The following is a 16,884-nucleotide window of genomic DNA, read 5'->3' on the forward strand; positions in this document are numbered from 1 at the left end:
AACTAGCCGTTACTTTAATCGTAATTGAATAAACTCAGCGAGTTTATCAACTGCGTGCGACTCTTCGCTTTGTTTTATTAAGCTAATGCCCACTTCGCCAAGTTCTGGTAATTGGCTTGTGGATTTTGCCCAGTTTAAATCGTTTGGTACCGTGTGTTTGGCAAGTACCGTAATGCCTAGGTTTTCTTTTAATGCGGCGCTAATGCCAGCAAGGTCGGCATTGGTATACACAATACGCCATTTTAATCCTGCTTTTTCCAGTGCTTCAATGGCACGGCGGCGATAAATACAGCCTTCTTCTGCAGCAATAAGGTTAACTACTTCGGTATTAATGTTATTTACATCACCTACCCAAACTAACTCATCATCCATAAAAATAGGGTATTTAGACTGCTCAGGGCCTTCGAGAAGTGCCAATATTAAATCGTATTGTTCGCGGTTATCGCTGTGGCGTAGCTTTTTACTGAGCTCTGACTTTACCTCTAAGGCAACATCAGGGTACAGGCTTACAAAATCACCAATAATGGCAGGCAATACGGTTGCTGCAAATTCGCTTGGAATACCTAAACGCACTTTACCTGCTAATACCTCAGAGCTAAAGGTTTGCAAAATAGTGTCGTTTACTTGAAGCAACTGCTTTGCCAGTGGCATTAAAATTTCCCCATGCTGGTTAAGTACTTGGCGCTGGCCTTGTTTTTTAAACAGCTTGTTACCTAATAACTCTTCTAAACGCTTAATCTGCAAACTTACAGCAGGTTGCGATAAACCAAGCAATTCACCCGCTTTGGCAAAACCGCCAACCTCAACAACAGTAATTAAGGTGCGCAAGCTATCAGTAGGGATATTTTTCATAAAGCACTCCAAACATTAGATTTTGAAATTTATTTTTGTTTGATGATTAGTATTATTTATCAATTTATAAAAAAATACAATTTGATTGTTGCAAGGTGGCCTAACATAATTTTGCTTGTTAATTTTCACTGGAGATTGGGCATGACAACACAAGTGCCTCACTTATTTGGTAGCCATCAAAATGCATACACGGGCGCAAACGAAATTGCGCAAATGAACGATCGCACCATTATTGATGTAACCGGCAGCGCTGCGTTACCGTATTTACAAACACTTATTTCCAGTGATGTACGTCATTTAACTGTGCCGGGAATGGGGCTTCGTTGCATAGCAAAAGTAAATGGCCATGAAATTGCGCTTGAGCTTTACTACTTTACCGAACTAGCGTTTCGTATTTTTGTTGATAACGACATTGCGCCAGCTTTGGTTGCTGCGTTAAGTGAAGGGGAAGAGTCGCACGATATTGATGTGATCACCCGTAATGACTTACGCATTTTAGCAGTGCGTGGTGATAATGCTTTTAAAACGGTATTAAGCGAATTTGCACTAACACCGGGCATTATTTTAACCGGTGAGCAGCAAAGATACGCGCGCCAAGCGGGTAATGTGTTTTTAACGGCAACCCATTTAGAAAGCCACAAGGGCTTTGAACTTGTCGCAAAAAGCGACGAACTCGCTAAATGGCAAAGTCGATTTATTGCACTAGGCTTTAGCGAGCAAGCAGAATTACTAGTTTAAGCAAAGGCTTAACCAACTTAATGGCGGTTAGATTGACCGCTATTTTATATTTAGCGTTGTAATCAATTTAATAAATAAAAATTATTGAAATAAATTAATTACATAATGCGTAAAACTTATAACTTTTCTGGGTGCGAAAGCCATATTGTTTCGGTATAATCGCCGCCCATGTTATTCCCTCAACCGGACAATTGTCCTGTTGAAGCCACGCCGCACCTTGTGCGGGTAGATTTGAAAGTGTAGGAATATTATGACTTCAAAAACTGTATTACACGCCAAGCATCTTGAAGCGGGTGCAAAAATGGTTGATTTCCACGGCTGGGAAATGCCAATCAACTATGGTTCACAAATCGAAGAGCACCACGCTGTTCGTCAAGACGCAGGTATGTTCGACGTGTCACACATGACAATCGTTGACGTTAAAGGCGAAGATGCAAAACCTTTCTTACGTAAACTAGTAGCTAACGATGTAGAAAAACTACAAGTTGCAGGTAAAGCGTTATACACAGGTATGCTTAACGCCGAAGGCGGTGTAATTGACGACCTAATCATTTATTTCTTCACTGAGACTGAGTACCGCCTAGTGGTTAACTCAGCAACGCGTGAAAAAGACTTAGCACACATTGGTGCGGTTGCAGCTGACTACAAAGTAGAAGTTACAGAGCGTCCAGAGTTTGCAATGATTGCGGTACAAGGCCCTAACGCAAAAGAAAAAACTGCTAAAGTACTTGATGCAGAACAACAAGCAGCAGTTGAAGGTATGAAACCATTCTTTGGCGTACAAGCGGGTGATTTATTTATCGCAACAACTGGCTATACTGGTGAAGAAGGTTATGAAATCGTAGTTCATAACGACGGTGCAGAGGCGCTATGGCAAGCACTTTTAGACGCAGGTGTTCGCCCAGCAGGTCTTGGTGCACGTGACACGCTACGTTTAGAAGCAGGTATGAACCTTTACGGCCTAGATATGGACGAAACGGTATCACCACTTGCAGCTAACATGGCATGGACACTAGCTTGGGAACCAGCAGATCGTGACTTTATCGGTCGTGACGTGGTTGCTAAGCAGCGCGAAGAACAAAGTACTGACAAATTAGTAGGTTTAGTACTTGAAGAAAAAGGTGTACTGCGTGCTGGCCTTAAAGTTATAGTGGAAGGCGGTGAAGGTGTAATTACATCGGGTACCTTCTCACCAACACTTGGTCACAGTATTGCACTTGCGCGTGTTCCACGTTCAACTGGCGAAACTGCACAAGTTGAAATGCGTAAAAAGCTGGTAGACGTTAAAGTTGTTAAGCCGTGCTTTGTACGTAATGGTAAATCAGTAATCTAAATCGATATGGGGTGTCGTAATACCCCTTTTAACAACCGAAGGATTTATAAGAATGAGCAATATCCCTGCCGATTTAAAATATGCATCTTCACACGAGTGGGTTCGCGCTGAAGGTAACGGTGTTTACTCAGTAGGTATCTCTGAGCACGCACAAGAGCTATTAGGTGATATGGTTTTCGTTGACCTACCAGACGTAGACGACGAAGTAGATGCAGGTGAAGACTGTGCAGTAGCAGAATCTGTAAAAGCAGCGTCTGATATTTATGCACCAATCTCAGGTACTATCGTTGAAATCAACGAAGAACTTGAAGATTCTCCAGAGACAGTTAACTCTGACCCTTACGGCGACGGTTGGTTATTCAAAATCAAAGCTTCTGACGAGTCAGAACTTGATAACCTACTAGACGCAGAAGGTTACGAAAATTCGATCGATGAAGACTAATTCTTCGTATTGATTTTTGTAGAATGAAAAGCTCCAATTTTGGAGCTTTTCATGTTTTTACACTCAGTAAATATTTAAATCTTTTATTTAAAGATAAAAATTTTAAATATTTATTAAATTTTTGATTAGTAAAACCAATCATTCATACCGTTTATAAAGGTTTGTTTGAGCGGTTGCCTAACCGTACTGAGCACACAGTATTGTTAGCTAGTCGTGTATGTAAATGCCATAGGAAGTTAGACACATGTCAAACGTAAAATCGCTTGAACAACTTGAGCAAAAGCAAGATTTTATCCGCCGCCATATCGGTCCGGACGCAAACCAGATGTCAGCAATGTTAGCTGAGCTGGGCGTATCAAGTGTTGAAGAGCTTATGAACGAAACCGTGCCTGCAAGTATTCGTTTAGAGCAAGGTCTTAGCATTGGTGAAAGCCGCACTGAAGTTGAAACACTTAGCTACTTAAAATCAGTAGCGAGCAAAAATAAGATTTTCAAATCTTACATTGGTCAGGGCTACCACCCAACGCACACACCTAACGTAATTTTACGTAACGTGTTAGAAAACCCAGGTTGGTACACAGCGTACACGCCATACCAGCCAGAAATCGCACAAGGTCGTTTAGAATCACTGCTTAACTTCCAAACGCTTTCTATGGATTTAACAGGTCTTGACCTTGCGTCTGCGTCACTACTTGACGAAGCAACTGCTGCTGCAGAAGCAATGGCACTTGCAAAGCGCGTATCTAAAGCGAAAAAAGCAAACCTTTTCTTTATTGCTGAAGACGTACATGCACAAACAATCGACGTTGTAGCAACACGTGCAGAGCAGTTTGGTTTTGAAGTAGTTGTAGGCCCTGCAGCAGATGCAGTAAACCACGAAATCTTCGGTGCACTTTTCCAATACCCAAGCACTACAGGTGAAGTAGTAGACGTACAAGACCTAATCGCTGAAGTACAAAGCAAAAAAGCAATTGCCTGTGTGGCAGCAGACATCATGTCATTAGTACTGCTTAAAGCACCAGGTAAACTAGGCGCAGACGTAGTATTAGGTTCTGCACAGCGCTTTGGTGTACCAATGGGTTACGGTGGTCCTCACGCGGCATTCTTCGCAACACGCGATGCATACAAGCGTTCACTTCCTGGCCGTATTATTGGTGTTTCTAAAGACCGTTTAGGTAACGACGCACTACGTATGGCGATGCAAACGCGTGAGCAGCACATCCGCCGTGAAAAAGCGAACTCAAACATTTGTACAGCGCAGGTGTTACTTGCAAACATGGCTGCGTTTTACGCGGTTTACCACGGTGCAGAAGGCCTACGCACAATCGCATCACGCATTAACCGTTTCACAAGCATTTTAGCAACAGGCTTAAAAGCAAAAGGCGTTACGCTTAAGCACGACACATGGTTTGACACCATCACAGTAACCAGCAATAAAGATGAAGTTGTTGCACGTGCACTTGCAGCAGAAGTTAACTTTGCAACTAACCACGCAGGTGAGTTCTCGGTTTCTGTGAACGAAACAACAACACGTGAAGACGTAGCTGAATTATTCGACATCATCCTTGGCGCCGGCCACGGCCTTGACGTTGCAGCACTTGATGCACAAGTAACTGCTGACAACATCACGGGTATTCCAGCAAGCCTAGTACGTGACGATGAATTCTTAACGCACCCTAATTTCAACAGCTACCACAGCGAAACTGAAATGCTGCGTTATATCAAGCGCCTAGAGAACAAAGACTTAGCGCTTAACCACTCAATGATCTCGCTTGGTTCATGTACTATGAAACTAAACGCGACAGCTGAGATGATCCCAATCACTTGGCCTGAGTTTGCAAACCTTCACCCATTCTGCCCGCTAGACCAAGCAGAAGGTTACCAAGTAATGATTAACGAGTTACACGATTGGTTAGTAAACATTACAGGTTACGATGCAGTATCACTTCAGCCTAACTCAGGTGCACAAGGTGAATACGCAGGTCTTATCGCAATTCGTAAATACCACGAGTCACGTGGCGAAGGTCACCGTAATGTATGCTTAATCCCAAGCTCTGCACACGGTACTAACCCTGCATCTGCACAAATGGCAAGCATGAAAGTTGTGGTTGTTGAGTGTGATAAGCAAGGTAACGTTGACGTTGCTGACCTTAAAGCAAAAGCAGAAGAAGTTAGCGAAAACCTATCTTGTATTATGATCACTTACCCGTCTACACACGGTGTATTTGAAGATACAATCATGGAAATTTGTGACATCGTTCACCAGCACGGCGGCCAAGTTTACATGGACGGCGCGAACATGAACGCACAGGTTGGCGTAACTAGCCCAGGCTTTATCGGTTCTGACGTGTCGCACCTTAACCTTCACAAAACATTCTGTATTCCACACGGTGGCGGTGGCCCAGGTGTTGGTCCAATCGGTGTTAAATCGCACCTTGCACCATTTATGCCTAACCACAGCGTTATTAACGTACCGGGTACAACTGAAGGTAACGGCGCAGTATCAGCAGCACCTTACGGCTCAGCTGCAATTCTACCTATTTCATGGGCATACATTGCAATGATGGGTTCTGAAGGCCTTAAGCAAGCAACTGAAACAGCGATTGTGAATGCAAACTACCTAACTGAAAAGTTAAGCGAGCACTACCCAATTTTATACCGCGGCCAAAACAACCGCGTTGCGCACGAGTGTATTGTTGACTTACGCCCACTTAAAGAAAGCTCAGGCATTTCTGAAATGGACGTAGCAAAACGCTTAATGGACTACGGTTTCCACGCACCAACAATGTCGTTCCCAGTAGCGGGCACGCTAATGATTGAGCCAACTGAATCAGAAAGCAAAGTAGAGATTGATCGTTTCATCGAAGCAATGATCTCAATCCGTAAGGAAATTGCAAAAGTTGAATCAGGCGAGTGGACAGTAGAAAACAACCCATTAGTATTTGCACCGCACACGCAAGCTGACGTACTAGGTAACGAGTGGGAGCGTGCATACGACCGCTTCTACGCAGCATTCCCAGTACCAGCGGTAGCAAAAGACAAGTTCTGGCCAACAGTAACACGTATCGATGACGTGTTCGGTGACCGTAACTTGATCTGTTCTTGCCCTGCGGTTGATACGTATCGTGATGATGCGTAATTAACTGATTTAGTTATAGAATGTAATAAAAAGCAGCCTAATGGCTGCTTTTTTTATGGGGGGAATTGGGGTAGAGTAAATTAAATAATGTTTGTATAGGAAAAAAATTTTGGAATTTACTTTAGAACAAGAGCAAAACTTTATCATTGAAACATCAGCTCGAATTTATTCTGCCATGCATTCAAATCCAGAGAATTATGCTGATGAGTCCGTAGCTATCGATAGAGCAAAAAAACTATATGATCAACTGATTAGTGAAGATTTAATCATTCCGCCTAGGGCATCAAAGAGGGATTAAAGATACTTTAATTGAAAAAATGAACCTGACTATAAATAATCTAACGGGTCAACTTAAGGTATCGCTTTATAACTTTATTTTAAAAGGATTCTAAAATGCTATGTACTTGCTGCAACGCTGCTCTTTCTAATGGAATGATAAGAAGGAGAGATCGTAACTCAAATAAAAAATATAAATCATGTCCAAATTGCTCAGCAACATCAGCTAATGAGCACGTATTTCATAAATATCCTGAGTCATTTGGAAAAACTTCGGCGAGAATTACAAAAAGGAATCCGGAAGGTTATCAAAGCTACTGCATTTCGTGTCGAAAGTTGGACAAAGGAGCAAAGTCAGTATCTTATGTTTCAGGTAAAAAGTGTTCAGAATTAGTTTAATTTTAGTGCTCAGATAGGAAGTTGAAATGGAAGTAAAGTATTTAGGTTTTAAAATAAGTTCGACAGAACAGCGAGACATTAGTATTCGGGATTTGTTTGAATTTTTATCTACTCCAGAAGGTGTTGTAGATGAATCAAAAAGTAATGTTCGACACTTATATGCTAACGAAAGCACATGCAAAAAATACTACGTTGGTTTAGTTGTTACTGTTAAGAATCAGAAAAAGTTTTGTAAAGCTGCACCTAACTCGGAAGGCTTTACAATTCAAGTAGATAATTTAACAGGCAAGGACAAGTTTCTAGACTTTAATTTCTTTATAATCAATAAATCAAATGGTTTAGGTTTATATCAACACTATCACAACTCATGTTCAATGAATGTATTTGGTAGTTATTTGAAAAGCTACTTTAATAGATTACGTAGAGTAAAAATTGAATCAGAAATAGATACATTAGAATTGGCAAAATCGAGAGAGTTAAAGAAATCTGAGAAAAAAAATATAAATTTGAGGTATAAAGCAACATTAAGTTTCACTCCTCTAGTACGTAAAGAGAAGTTAGAAGAAATTTTAAAAGAATATGCTGAAATCAAGTCGTTTGAGTTTGAGTACTCTTATCTTGAAGACGACGTAAAAAGAGCAACACCACTTTCAAAATATGTAAAACACAAAAGGGAGAAAATTACCTTTGTAAAATCAAATCCACTTAAAGAGGTTGCAAAGGGTATAAAGAACTTCGTTCTAGATAAAAGTATTAATAAGGGGCGTGTTGTAGCTCTTACATATGAAGGTGAAACAGAAGCTATAAGATTATTTGATATACCTGATTGTTTTCACTTAGAGGAATACGACGAAGTAGCTTCTAAGCTTGACGGTTTAAAAGTATCTAGTTTTGAAACTCATTCATTTATCCAAGAGATGATAAATACATATGAAAGCGATGAATATGCGCACATTTTTAGAACATGTGTTGAGCAATGAATTTAATATTACTTAGAAATGTTATTTTCTCTTTTATTTTTACAGTATTAATTTACTTACTATTTGTTAACTTAGTTTGTAATGGAAAAGGTTTCATAGATTTTTATTGTAGCGATATAAAAGAGTTTAATAAGTTTTATGCGGAGCATTTAAGAGGACATTTGTTTGCTGGCTTTTTAGCCCTTGGTGGTTTTTTATTATCCTTGAAGACTTTTATCGTCGTAACTATGAAAGAAAAAGTCTATGACAACAAAGAATATAGAAAAGGTGTTGTGTTAGCTAAGAAACGTAAGACAGAAATTACAGTTTACGGACCATTAAAAGAACTGAGTGATTACCTTTTTTATTCAATCATTGTTTCCATTTTTGCGGCAGTTTTACAGCTAACATTAGGTTTATTTGAACATACATTTACTACTGTCTTATGCTTGTATTTTTGTATATTAGCCACTAGTTTATTGACTCATTCCTTAATGCTTATAAAAAACAATCTGGATACATGGTTTAGTTATTTAGAGGCCGAAGAACCCAAATAAAATGTATGTATCAACAAGAAATAAGAAATAACAAAGACACCCACTCCAATCTGATGTGGCGCGTGGAGATTTGTTTGAGCTTAGAGCTTTGCCTGTAGCGTCTGATCTTTGTTATTACATTCCTAATAAACTCGCGTTGGCGACGCTTCTCGCTCGCTTGTATGGTGAGAGGTTAAGTAACCTGATTTCAGCATAATATTTTATCGCGTTAGTTAATTACTTAACCTACTTTGTGTAAAGTAGGTTAATTGTGCTTAGCAATTTTTTAACCAGTTAACGCACTGTTTATGATAATCTTTGCTGGTATTAAGCTGGCTCTGTTTATCTTTGAGACAAGTATCAGGGTCTTCCGTCTCAATTTTAAAGGTTGAAATAATGGACTATCAAACTCTGCCCAAATTGGTTAGACGCTTGCTAAAAATAACGGCAAATGGCAATGTTACCTTGCCATCAAGAAGTCAAATGTCCTCGAAATTATTTGCTTTGCTTGCGCTTGTACCCGGTATTACGAGTGTGGTGATGGCAATTGCATTGAATCAAACAAGCGTAATCGCTTTTATCATTTCGGCTATATTCTTTTGTAGCATTTCATTGTTGCTATTCAGTCGAAAACGATTATTGGAGTTTGATAGCACTACCCAACAAGTTTATTTATCAACATCCCTTTGGCATTTTTTTCAAAAACGAAGTGCGATAGCACCTTTTAATGCGCTGACATGCGAATTAACCAGCCTTGGAACGAAAGGCCCTTATCAAATAATGTTGGCAGAACAAAAATATGTGTTAGATGACTACCAAGATGCTTACGCTTTATTGGCGTTTTTGTCTGCGCACTATAAGTTACCTGTAACAGAAAACATCTCAAATTGGCCGAACAAAACCCCACTTTGCTTTGATAATATAAAGGCCGCTGACATTACGCCACTTGGCCAAACTGAAACACTCAGTAATAAACGCGATGTGTATATTGAAATATGGGATAGTAAATCAATCATTAAGTTTTCACTGCCCTTTTTCTTGTTTACCGTGCTCGGAGCATTGGTTAAGTACGGAGTGTTTTGATGTACTTTCAGAAACTATCTAATGATGAAGCGGTTTATCGTGTTACTGGTATTGCTAAGTTATTGTTAAGATTGCTGAGCTTAGTGTTTTTACTTGTTGGTATTGCAAGTGTGTTAGGTTCTGGTTCTGCCAGGTCATTACCGATTTGGGTGTCAGGTTTTTTTTGTTGGCTGGGCTGGATTGGTGTGTTTGGCGGCTATATTTGTCGTATAAATTTAAGCTCACAAACAATTCAGCTTAAGGCGAGTAATCTATACACCATTTTCGACCGTGTTTATCGCCTCACAGACATAAAGGGCTTTAGAGCGATGACTGCTCAAGCATCAACTCAGACGTACCGTGTTTATATGGTTTTAAACGATGGCACTCATGTTGCGGTGGCAAACCCTAAAGAACGAGGTATAGCGTTAAATGTGTGCAAAAATATGGCAGAGTTTACTGGTAAACCCTATGAAAATAATTTGCCAGAGTTATAAAGTTTATAATCAATGGGGCAGAGTCGTTGATTTTGAATTCTGATTCCATTCATGTGTGATTAGCTAGAATAAATGGCTGATGCTTTTGACTTGTCTCATCACCCACTTTAATAGAAACACCTAGCTGTTAAGGCTGTTGTTTAAACGCTGAATATTCGGCTACTGGTGTGGGAATAGACTTGTAGGGGTTGTTACCGTGATTGGCCTCTTTGGTAAATTGATGTGCCCAAACTAAGTTCTTTGGCAAGAAATAAGAAATAAGAAATAACAAAGACACCCACTCTAATTTGATTTAGTTTGGGTGTTTTGTATGTTTAGGGTAAGTAATACTTCTTAAGGATGAGAACTATAGTGTTCAACAAATTTGGCCATCTGATTAGAGCTTGAGCTATAGCATAGATAGCCCATAAAAATCATCGAAAATGCACAAACAGCTAATAGCAAAGATATTGAAGCAATATAAAAAGAGCGGGTGATCCGCTCTTTTTAAAGATTAGAACTTGTAAGTCACGCCGAATGAAAATGAATCGTGATCAATTTTAGCGCTGCTTTCTCCAACTTTGATTTCGAAATCAGGGTGTAAGCTGTAATCTGCATAAACTGCCCAGTTTTCATTAAAGTTATATTGTGCACCTAAACCAAAACCCGCACCAGAATCTGAAAATGCAAACGTACCTCGAGACGATACGCCCGTAGTTGCACCATTTTCGTCTAACAGGAACTCTACAAATTCACCTTTAATTTCTGTGTCTAGATACGAAGCATAAGCAAATACGCTAAATGAATCGCTTATAGGGTAAGTGCCTTTGGCTTTAAGTGACCATTGGCTGTCGATGTCTACATACTCTTGGGTGAAATAGTATGTATCTTCTTCTTCAAACAAATCATCGTTTGAAGAAACAACAAAGCTAGCTTCTACAGTGAAGTATTGGTTTACTTGATAACCAGCAACTAGGTCAACAGTTTTAACGCTGAAAGAACCGGCATCAGCTTCATTTGGAGAAAGTTTTTGGTTGTTATAGGCTGCGCCTAAATAAATGCCATTTGCTAGCGCTGAAACAAAAATTACAAAGACACCCACTCTAATTTGATTTAGTTTGGGTGTTTTTCTATGTTTAGGGTAAGTAACACTTCTTAAGGATGAGAAGTCATGGCGGTTCCAAGAAAACAACAAATCAGTCTGGTTGATACACCTTTCTATCATTGTATTTCGCGTTGCGTAAGGCGTGCCTTTTTATGTGGCGAAGATAAAGTGACAGGGCAATCGTTTGAGCACAGAAGAGCTTGGGTTGAAGATAAATTACTTGAATTGACCAAGGTGTTTTGTATTGATGTTTGTGCTTATGCAGTAATGAGCAATCACACTCATATTGTATTGTGTGTTGATGAGAAAAAAGCAAAGCGGTTAAAGCAAAAAGCCATCATTATTCGTTGGCATAAATTGTTTAAGGGTAATTTGCTTACGCAAAAATACCTATCTGGTGAGCGGCTAAACCCATCTGAGCAATTTACACTTGATGAAATGACTCACGTTTTCCGCAATCGGCTAATGGATATTAGCTGGTTTATGCGAGTGCTCAATGAAGATATTGCGCGTAAAGCTAATTTTGAAGATAACTGTACTGGCCGCTTCTGGGAAGGCCGCTTTAAATCCCAAGCATTACTGGATGAAGCAGCACTTGCAGCCTGTATGGCATACGTTGACTTAAATCCAATACGAGCAAGGATTGCAAACACACCTGAGGGTTCAGAATACACTAGCATTCAACAAAGAATAAAATCAGCGTTAACAGGTAAACAACCAAAACCACTTATGAAATTTATTGGCAACCCAAGAAAGCACATGCCAAAGGGATTGCCGTTTGAACTAAAAAGTTACTTAGAACTTGTTGAGCTAACGGGACGTATTCTTAGAGAGGATAAACGCGGTGCAATCCCAAGCGACACACCTCAGTTATTAACCCGTTTATCAATCACCCCTGAAAATTGGCTAAAGCTCACTACTCAATTTACCAAAGCGTTTCATGGTGCAGTCGGCAAACCAGAACATTTACTTGATTACTGCGAGCACCTAGAAAAGAAGCGACGACCTAATTTGGCGAATGCGCACAAATTACTTGCTTAATTAATCGCTAAATCCAACCAATATCGTAAATAAAAATGCCCGCCAAAAAAGGTAAAGGTCTATGGGGAAATATTACCTCCCGATAAGATTAATACATAAAACTATTTACTATTGATATAAAACGGCTTCAATCTTTCAATTTCAGATGGTGAAATCACAGTGCCATTTGTTGGAGTGGTTCTAATTACTCGGTCAACCGAGCAATTAGAAAATTAAAGTGGGTGTCCCCTCTCGGTACTCGTACTCTGGTGGAAAATTAAAGTGGGTGTCCTCGGTACTCCTCTCGCTCGGTACTCTCGGTATTCTTTTGTGCACTGCCAATAAAACGGTTTGGTTAGATTTATAACAAAACCAATCGGGGCTGAGTCCTTGATTCCATTTACATAATCGTTCTATCAATTGATTCTGAATTGGCTTCTGAATTAAACTCTACCCATATAAAATTATATGATAAATGGACTTATGTCAGATTGGGAAACTAATGGTATTGCAGTTCTGGTAGCTGCCGGTGGAATTTATATCATTTTAGGCGTGCTTTTTTGTACCTTGTATTTTCACCAAAAGCGCAATCGATTACCCTTAAAACGCTCAAGCCTGACTCGTTTACCCGCTCAGAAATTAAATCAAGAAATTGCTGATACAGGTGCCGAAATTCTTGGTCTTGCAGGTGTCACTTCAGCGATCGTATCACTTCCATTTATTATATTGGGCGTGAAACACGCCAATTTTAGTTCTCCATTGGCGCTTGGAGCTGGGTTTGGGATTTTTATTTCTTTAATTTACGCAGTGTTCAAAGCCCATAAACATGTTAAAAAATTAATTCTACTAAAGCTGGGAAGAGATGCGGAATTGGCTGTTGCTGGTGAACTTGTAAAGCTTCAAGCCAAAGGTTTTCAAATATTTCATGACGTGCAAGCAGATAATTTTAATATTGATCATCTTGCAGTTGGTACGCAGGGTATTTTTGCTATTGAAACTAAAGGTAGACACAAAAGAACCTCTGATAGTAATAATGGCCAGAAAGACTATAAATTGGTTTTCCAAAAAGGAATATTACATTTTCCATCATGGGTTGAAAATAAACCAATTGAACAAGCGGAACGTCAAGCAAAGTGGGTCAACGATTGGTTAGTTAAGTCTACAGGTATCAAACATCTAAACACTACCCCAGTACTGACTTTTCCAGGATGGTGGGTGGAGCTAAAGTCTAAACCACCTTTTCCAATTGTGAATCATAAACAATTACCAAGTGCTTTAACTTCAATGCAAAGTTCTTCTCTAACAAGCGAAGAAGTTTCACAGATTTGTTATCAGATAGTACAAAGATGTACTTCTGAAAATTAACCATGAATCCAATAACAAACAATAACAAAGACACCCACTCTCTCTATGTGTGGCACCATCAGAAATAACAAGAAATATAACACAGACACCCACTCTAATTTGTTTTAGTTTGGGTGTTTTTATGATTTTAATTAGCTAATGTAGCCAGCTACTGACCCCATAAGCAGCTACATTGGATGTTTCTCATTTGCTGCTATTTAGTTAGATGGAACAATCATCTCTCTATATAAATCATGAAGATGCCCGTCATACAGCAATTCATTCGGCTTGGCTTTAATTAGTGCAATATTAAAATCTAGAAACTCAGTCCAAGAGTTTGCAACAACAAACATATCAGTATCATCTCTACCGTAAACAATGACCTGTCCTGCGGTGCCTTTTTCGTCTGGGTCTAAATCGATGCCAATAAAATTACCACCGTGATCTTTTATCAATGGTAGCCAGCCTACGTTGTAGTAGATGGGTTTAATGCAACCTTTTGGGAAAGATGTTAAGTAGCGGTTAAAGTTAAAGAATTTTCGTTCAAATTTGTATGTGCCGTCGCTGTATAACTCACATGAAATTTCGTCCCAATTATAAGTTTCTTTTTCAAGTTGATGTAATTTAGTAAATAATAGTTGAATCTGTTCTACTTGCTGCTCTGAAAGCTTTAGCCTTTCACCTGAACTGTCTTCATCACCAAAGAAATTACAAAGACACCCACTCTAATTTGATTTAGTTTGGGTGTTTTTCTATGTTTAGGCTAAGTACCACTTCTTAAGGATGAGAAGTCATGGCGGTTCCAAGAAAACAACAAATTAGTCTGGTTGATACTCCTTTCTATCATTGTATTTCACGTTGCGTAAGGCGTGCCTTTTTGTGTGGCGAAGATAAAGTCACTGGGCAGTCGTTTGAGCATCGACGGGCTTGGGTTGAAGGTAAGCTACTTGAGTTGACCAAGGTGTTTTGTATTGATGTTTGTGCTTATGCCGTAATGAGCAATCACACTCACATTGTATTGTGTGTCGATGAGAAAAAAGCAAAGCGATTAAAGCAAAAAGCCATCATTATTCGTTGGCATAAATTGTTTAAGGGTAATTTGCTTTCGCAAAAATACCTATCTGGTGAGCAGCTAAACCAATCTGAGCAATTTACACTCGATGAAATGACCCAAGTTTTCCGCAATCGGCTAATGGATATTAGCTGGTTTATGCGAGTACTGAATGAAGATATTGCGCGAAAAGCTAATTTTGAAGATAACTGCACTGGTAGGTTTTGGGAAGGGCGCTTTAAATCACAAGCCTTACTCGATGAAGCAGCACTTGCAGCCTGTATGGCATACGTTGACCTAAATCCAATACGAGCAAAGATTGCAAACACACCAGAGGGCTCAGAATACACAAGCATTCAACAAAGAATAAAAGCAGCGTTAACAGGTAAACAACCAAAAACACTTATGAAATTTATTGGCAACCCAAGAAAGCACATGCCAAAGGGATTGCCGTTTGAACTAAAAAGTTACTTAGAACTTGTTGAGCTAACAGGGCGTATTCTTCGAGAGGATAAACGCGGTGTAATTCCAAGCAACACACCTCAGTTATTAACCCGTTTATCAATCACCCCTGAGAATTGGCTAAAGCTCACTACTCAATTTACCAAAGCGTTTCATGGTGCAGTCGGCAAACCAGAACATTTAATTGACTACTGCGAGCACTTAGAAAAGAAACGACGACCTAATGTGGCCAATGCTATAAAATTACTTGCTTAATTATCTTACCCTCAAGAGAATGAAATTACAAAGACACCCACTCTAATTTGATTTAGTTTGGGTGTTTTTCTATGTTTAGGGTAAGTAACACTTCTTAAGGATGAGAAGTCATGGCGGTTCCAAGAAAACAACAAATCAGTCTGGTTGATACACCTTTCTATCATTGTATTTCGCGTTGCGTAAGGCGTGCCTTTTTATGTGGCGAAGATAAAGTGACAGGGCAATCGTTTGAGCACAGAAGAGCTTGGGTTGAAGATAAATTACTTGAATTGACCAAGGTGTTTTGTATTGATGTTTGTGCTTATGCAGTAATGAGCAATCACACTCATATTGTATTGTGTGTTGATGAGAAAAAAGCAAAGCGGTTAAAGCAAAAAGCCATCATTATTCGTTGGCATAAATTGTTTAAGGGTAATTTGCTTACGCAAAAATACCTATCTGGTGAGCGGCTAAACCCATCTGAGCAATTTACACTTGATGAAATGACTCACGTTTTCCGCAATCGGCTAATGGATATTAGCTGGTTTATGCGCGTACTCAATGAAGATATTGCGCGTAAAGCTAATTTTGAAGATAACTGCACTGGTAGATTGTATTCGCTGCCATCCATGGCGCTCACCCTTCGGGCTGCCTAGCGGCATTCAAACTTTTTCCCTAAAAGTTTGTGGGAAGGTCGCTTCAAATCCCAAGCATTACTAGATGAAGCCGCACTTGCAGCCTGTATGGCATACGTTGACCTAAACCCAATACGTGCAAAGATTGCAAATACACCAGAGGGTTCAGAATACACCAGCATTCAACAAAGAATAAAATCAGCGTTATCAGGTAAACAACCAAAACCACTGATGAAGTTTATCGGCAACCCCAGAAAGCACATGCCAAAGGGATTGCCGTTTGAACTAAAAAGTTACTTAGAACTTGTTGAGCTAACGGGGCGTATTCTTCGAGAGGATAAACGCGGTGCAATCCCAAGCGACACACCTCAGTTATTAACCCGTTTATCAATAACACCTGAAAATTGGCTAAAGCTCACTACGCAATTTACCAAAGCGTTTCATGGTGCAGTCGGCAAACCAGAACATTTAATTGATTACTGCGAGCACCTAGAAAAGAAACGACGACCTAATTTGGCGAATGCGCATAAATTACTTGCTTAATTATCTTACCACTCAAGAGTGGCACCTCCCTTACAGGCAGTGACGTTTAGTATGGCATTGCCTGTTATTAAGATTTCTACATAAAATCCCTATTTATTAATATCAAACCGCGTCGAATCTTCAATTTTGACAATGAAATCGAAGCGACATTTATTGGAGTGTTTCTATTTGCTCGGTTAACCGAGTAATCAAAATTAAGATGGGTGTCTTTGATAACTCATTTTAAAATCCGCATTTATTAATATCAAACCGCGTCGAATCTTCAATTTTGACAATGA

The 16,884-nt window shown here is 39.6% G+C and carries 15 protein-coding genes and 1 pseudogene; 13 read left to right on the forward strand and 3 right to left on the reverse strand.

The genetic code is table 11. From position 1 onward, the window contains the following. Positions 1-9: 9 nt before the first annotated feature. Positions 10-852 carry a LysR family transcriptional regulator gene (locus AAEU29_RS10960; RefSeq protein WP_372771467.1) on the reverse strand — a complete coding sequence of 281 codons (843 nt, stop codon included), beginning with the start codon at positions 850-852 and terminating at the stop codon, positions 10-12. A 141-nt stretch (positions 853-993) separates the two neighbouring features. Here AAEU29_RS10960 and AAEU29_RS10965 point away from each other — a divergent pair, with 141 nt between their 5' ends. The 9 genes from AAEU29_RS10965 (at position 994) to AAEU29_RS11005 (ending at position 10,233) form a co-directional block, all read left to right on the forward strand. Beyond that, positions 994-1,590: an aminomethyltransferase family protein gene (locus AAEU29_RS10965; protein ID WP_421973374.1), complete on the forward strand. Its 597-nt coding sequence runs from the start codon at positions 994-996 to the stop codon at positions 1,588-1,590. A 250-nt stretch (positions 1,591-1,840) separates the two neighbouring features. Further along, positions 1,841-2,923 carry a glycine cleavage system aminomethyltransferase GcvT gene (gene gcvT / locus AAEU29_RS10970; RefSeq protein WP_421973375.1) on the forward strand — a complete coding sequence of 361 codons (1,083 nt, stop codon included), beginning with the start codon at positions 1,841-1,843 and terminating at the stop codon, positions 2,921-2,923. A 52-nt stretch (positions 2,924-2,975) separates the two neighbouring features. Further along, positions 2,976-3,365 (forward strand): glycine cleavage system protein GcvH, encoded by a 390-nt coding sequence (gene gcvH / locus AAEU29_RS10975; protein ID WP_010558681.1) that lies wholly within the window; start codon positions 2,976-2,978, stop codon positions 3,363-3,365. A gap of 244 nt (positions 3,366-3,609) precedes the next feature. After that, on the forward strand, positions 3,610-6,504 hold the full coding sequence (gcvP, locus tag AAEU29_RS10980; protein WP_421973376.1) for an aminomethyl-transferring glycine dehydrogenase: 2,895 nt from the start codon (positions 3,610-3,612) through the stop codon (positions 6,502-6,504). A 109-nt stretch (positions 6,505-6,613) separates the two neighbouring features. Next, entirely contained in the window at positions 6,614-6,802 is a 189-nt protein-coding gene (locus tag AAEU29_RS10985) for a hypothetical protein (protein ID WP_421973377.1), read from the forward strand. Between the two features lie 403 nt (positions 6,803-7,205). Then, positions 7,206-8,159, forward strand: coding sequence for a hypothetical protein (locus tag AAEU29_RS10990; protein ID WP_138631186.1), 954 nt, complete (start codon positions 7,206-7,208; stop codon positions 8,157-8,159). Beyond that, positions 8,156-8,695: a hypothetical protein gene (locus AAEU29_RS10995; RefSeq protein ID WP_421973378.1), complete on the forward strand. Its 540-nt coding sequence runs from the start codon at positions 8,156-8,158 to the stop codon at positions 8,693-8,695. Before AAEU29_RS10990 ends, AAEU29_RS10995 begins: the two co-directional genes overlap by 4 nt. A 375-nt stretch (positions 8,696-9,070) precedes the next feature. Beyond that, positions 9,071-9,757 carry a hypothetical protein gene (locus tag AAEU29_RS11000; protein ID WP_421973379.1) on the forward strand — a complete coding sequence of 229 codons (687 nt, stop codon included), beginning with the start codon at positions 9,071-9,073 and terminating at the stop codon, positions 9,755-9,757. Further along, entirely contained in the window at positions 9,757-10,233 is a 477-nt protein-coding gene (locus AAEU29_RS11005) for a hypothetical protein (protein WP_421973380.1), read from the forward strand. Before AAEU29_RS11000 ends, AAEU29_RS11005 begins: the two co-directional genes overlap by 1 nt. A 493-nt stretch (positions 10,234-10,726) precedes the next feature. Here the strand turns inward: AAEU29_RS11005 and AAEU29_RS11010 are convergent, their stop codons facing one another. Then, complete coding sequence (locus AAEU29_RS11010; protein WP_421973381.1) at positions 10,727-11,314, reverse strand: outer membrane beta-barrel protein; 588 nt, start codon at positions 11,312-11,314, stop codon at positions 10,727-10,729. Between the two features lie 69 nt (positions 11,315-11,383). On the opposite strand from AAEU29_RS11010, the gene AAEU29_RS11015 reads away from it, so the two are divergent. Next, positions 11,384-12,358: a transposase gene (locus tag AAEU29_RS11015; RefSeq protein WP_421973382.1), complete on the forward strand. Its 975-nt coding sequence runs from the start codon at positions 11,384-11,386 to the stop codon at positions 12,356-12,358. Positions 12,359-12,820: 462 nt separating this feature from the next. Then, positions 12,821-13,702, forward strand: a complete 882-nt coding sequence (locus tag AAEU29_RS11020) for a nuclease-related domain-containing protein (protein ID WP_421973383.1) — start codon at positions 12,821-12,823, stop codon at positions 13,700-13,702. A gap of 197 nt (positions 13,703-13,899) precedes the next feature. On the opposite strand, the gene AAEU29_RS11025 is transcribed toward AAEU29_RS11020, so the two are convergent. Beyond that, complete coding sequence (locus AAEU29_RS11025) at positions 13,900-14,325, reverse strand: SMI1/KNR4 family protein (protein WP_421973794.1); 426 nt, start codon at positions 14,323-14,325, stop codon at positions 13,900-13,902. 149 nt (positions 14,326-14,474) lie between these two features. On the opposite strand from AAEU29_RS11025, the gene AAEU29_RS11030 reads away from it, so the two are divergent. After that, on the forward strand, positions 14,475-15,449 hold the full coding sequence (locus tag AAEU29_RS11030; protein ID WP_421973384.1) for a transposase: 975 nt from the start codon (positions 14,475-14,477) through the stop codon (positions 15,447-15,449). 110 nt (positions 15,450-15,559) lie between these two features. Then, positions 15,560-16,606 (forward strand): annotated as a pseudogene (locus AAEU29_RS11035) (transposase). Positions 16,607-16,884: the final 278 nt, after the last annotated feature.

This window comes from Pseudoalteromonas aquimarina (assembly GCF_049257255.1).
Classification (GTDB): domain Bacteria; phylum Pseudomonadota; class Gammaproteobacteria; order Enterobacterales; family Alteromonadaceae; genus Pseudoalteromonas.

What these genes read in the sequence shown, in the direction of transcription:
- AAEU29_RS10965 (WP_421973374.1), top strand. Translation starts at nt 994, where the DNA reads ATGACAACACAAGTGCCTCACTTATTTGGTAGCCATCAAAATGCATAC.
- AAEU29_RS11030 (WP_421973384.1), top strand. Translation starts at nt 14,475, where the DNA reads ATGGCGGTTCCAAGAAAACAACAAATTAGTCTGGTTGATACTCCTTTC.
- AAEU29_RS10990 (WP_138631186.1), top strand. Translation starts at nt 7,206, where the DNA reads ATGGAAGTAAAGTATTTAGGTTTTAAAATAAGTTCGACAGAACAGCGA.
- AAEU29_RS11000 (WP_421973379.1), top strand. Translation starts at nt 9,071, where the DNA reads ATGGACTATCAAACTCTGCCCAAATTGGTTAGACGCTTGCTAAAAATA.
- gcvP (WP_421973376.1), top strand. Translation starts at nt 3,610, where the DNA reads ATGTCAAACGTAAAATCGCTTGAACAACTTGAGCAAAAGCAAGATTTT.
- gcvH (WP_010558681.1), top strand. Translation starts at nt 2,976, where the DNA reads ATGAGCAATATCCCTGCCGATTTAAAATATGCATCTTCACACGAGTGG.
- AAEU29_RS11020 (WP_421973383.1), top strand. Translation starts at nt 12,821, where the DNA reads ATGTCAGATTGGGAAACTAATGGTATTGCAGTTCTGGTAGCTGCCGGT.
- gcvT (WP_421973375.1), top strand. Translation starts at nt 1,841, where the DNA reads ATGACTTCAAAAACTGTATTACACGCCAAGCATCTTGAAGCGGGTGCA.
- AAEU29_RS11005 (WP_421973380.1), top strand. Translation starts at nt 9,757, where the DNA reads ATGTACTTTCAGAAACTATCTAATGATGAAGCGGTTTATCGTGTTACT.
- AAEU29_RS10995 (WP_421973378.1), top strand. Translation starts at nt 8,156, where the DNA reads ATGAATTTAATATTACTTAGAAATGTTATTTTCTCTTTTATTTTTACA.
- AAEU29_RS10960 (WP_372771467.1), bottom strand. Translation starts at nt 852, where the DNA reads ATGAAAAATATCCCTACTGATAGCTTGCGCACCTTAATTACTGTTGTT.
- AAEU29_RS11015 (WP_421973382.1), top strand. Translation starts at nt 11,384, where the DNA reads ATGGCGGTTCCAAGAAAACAACAAATCAGTCTGGTTGATACACCTTTC.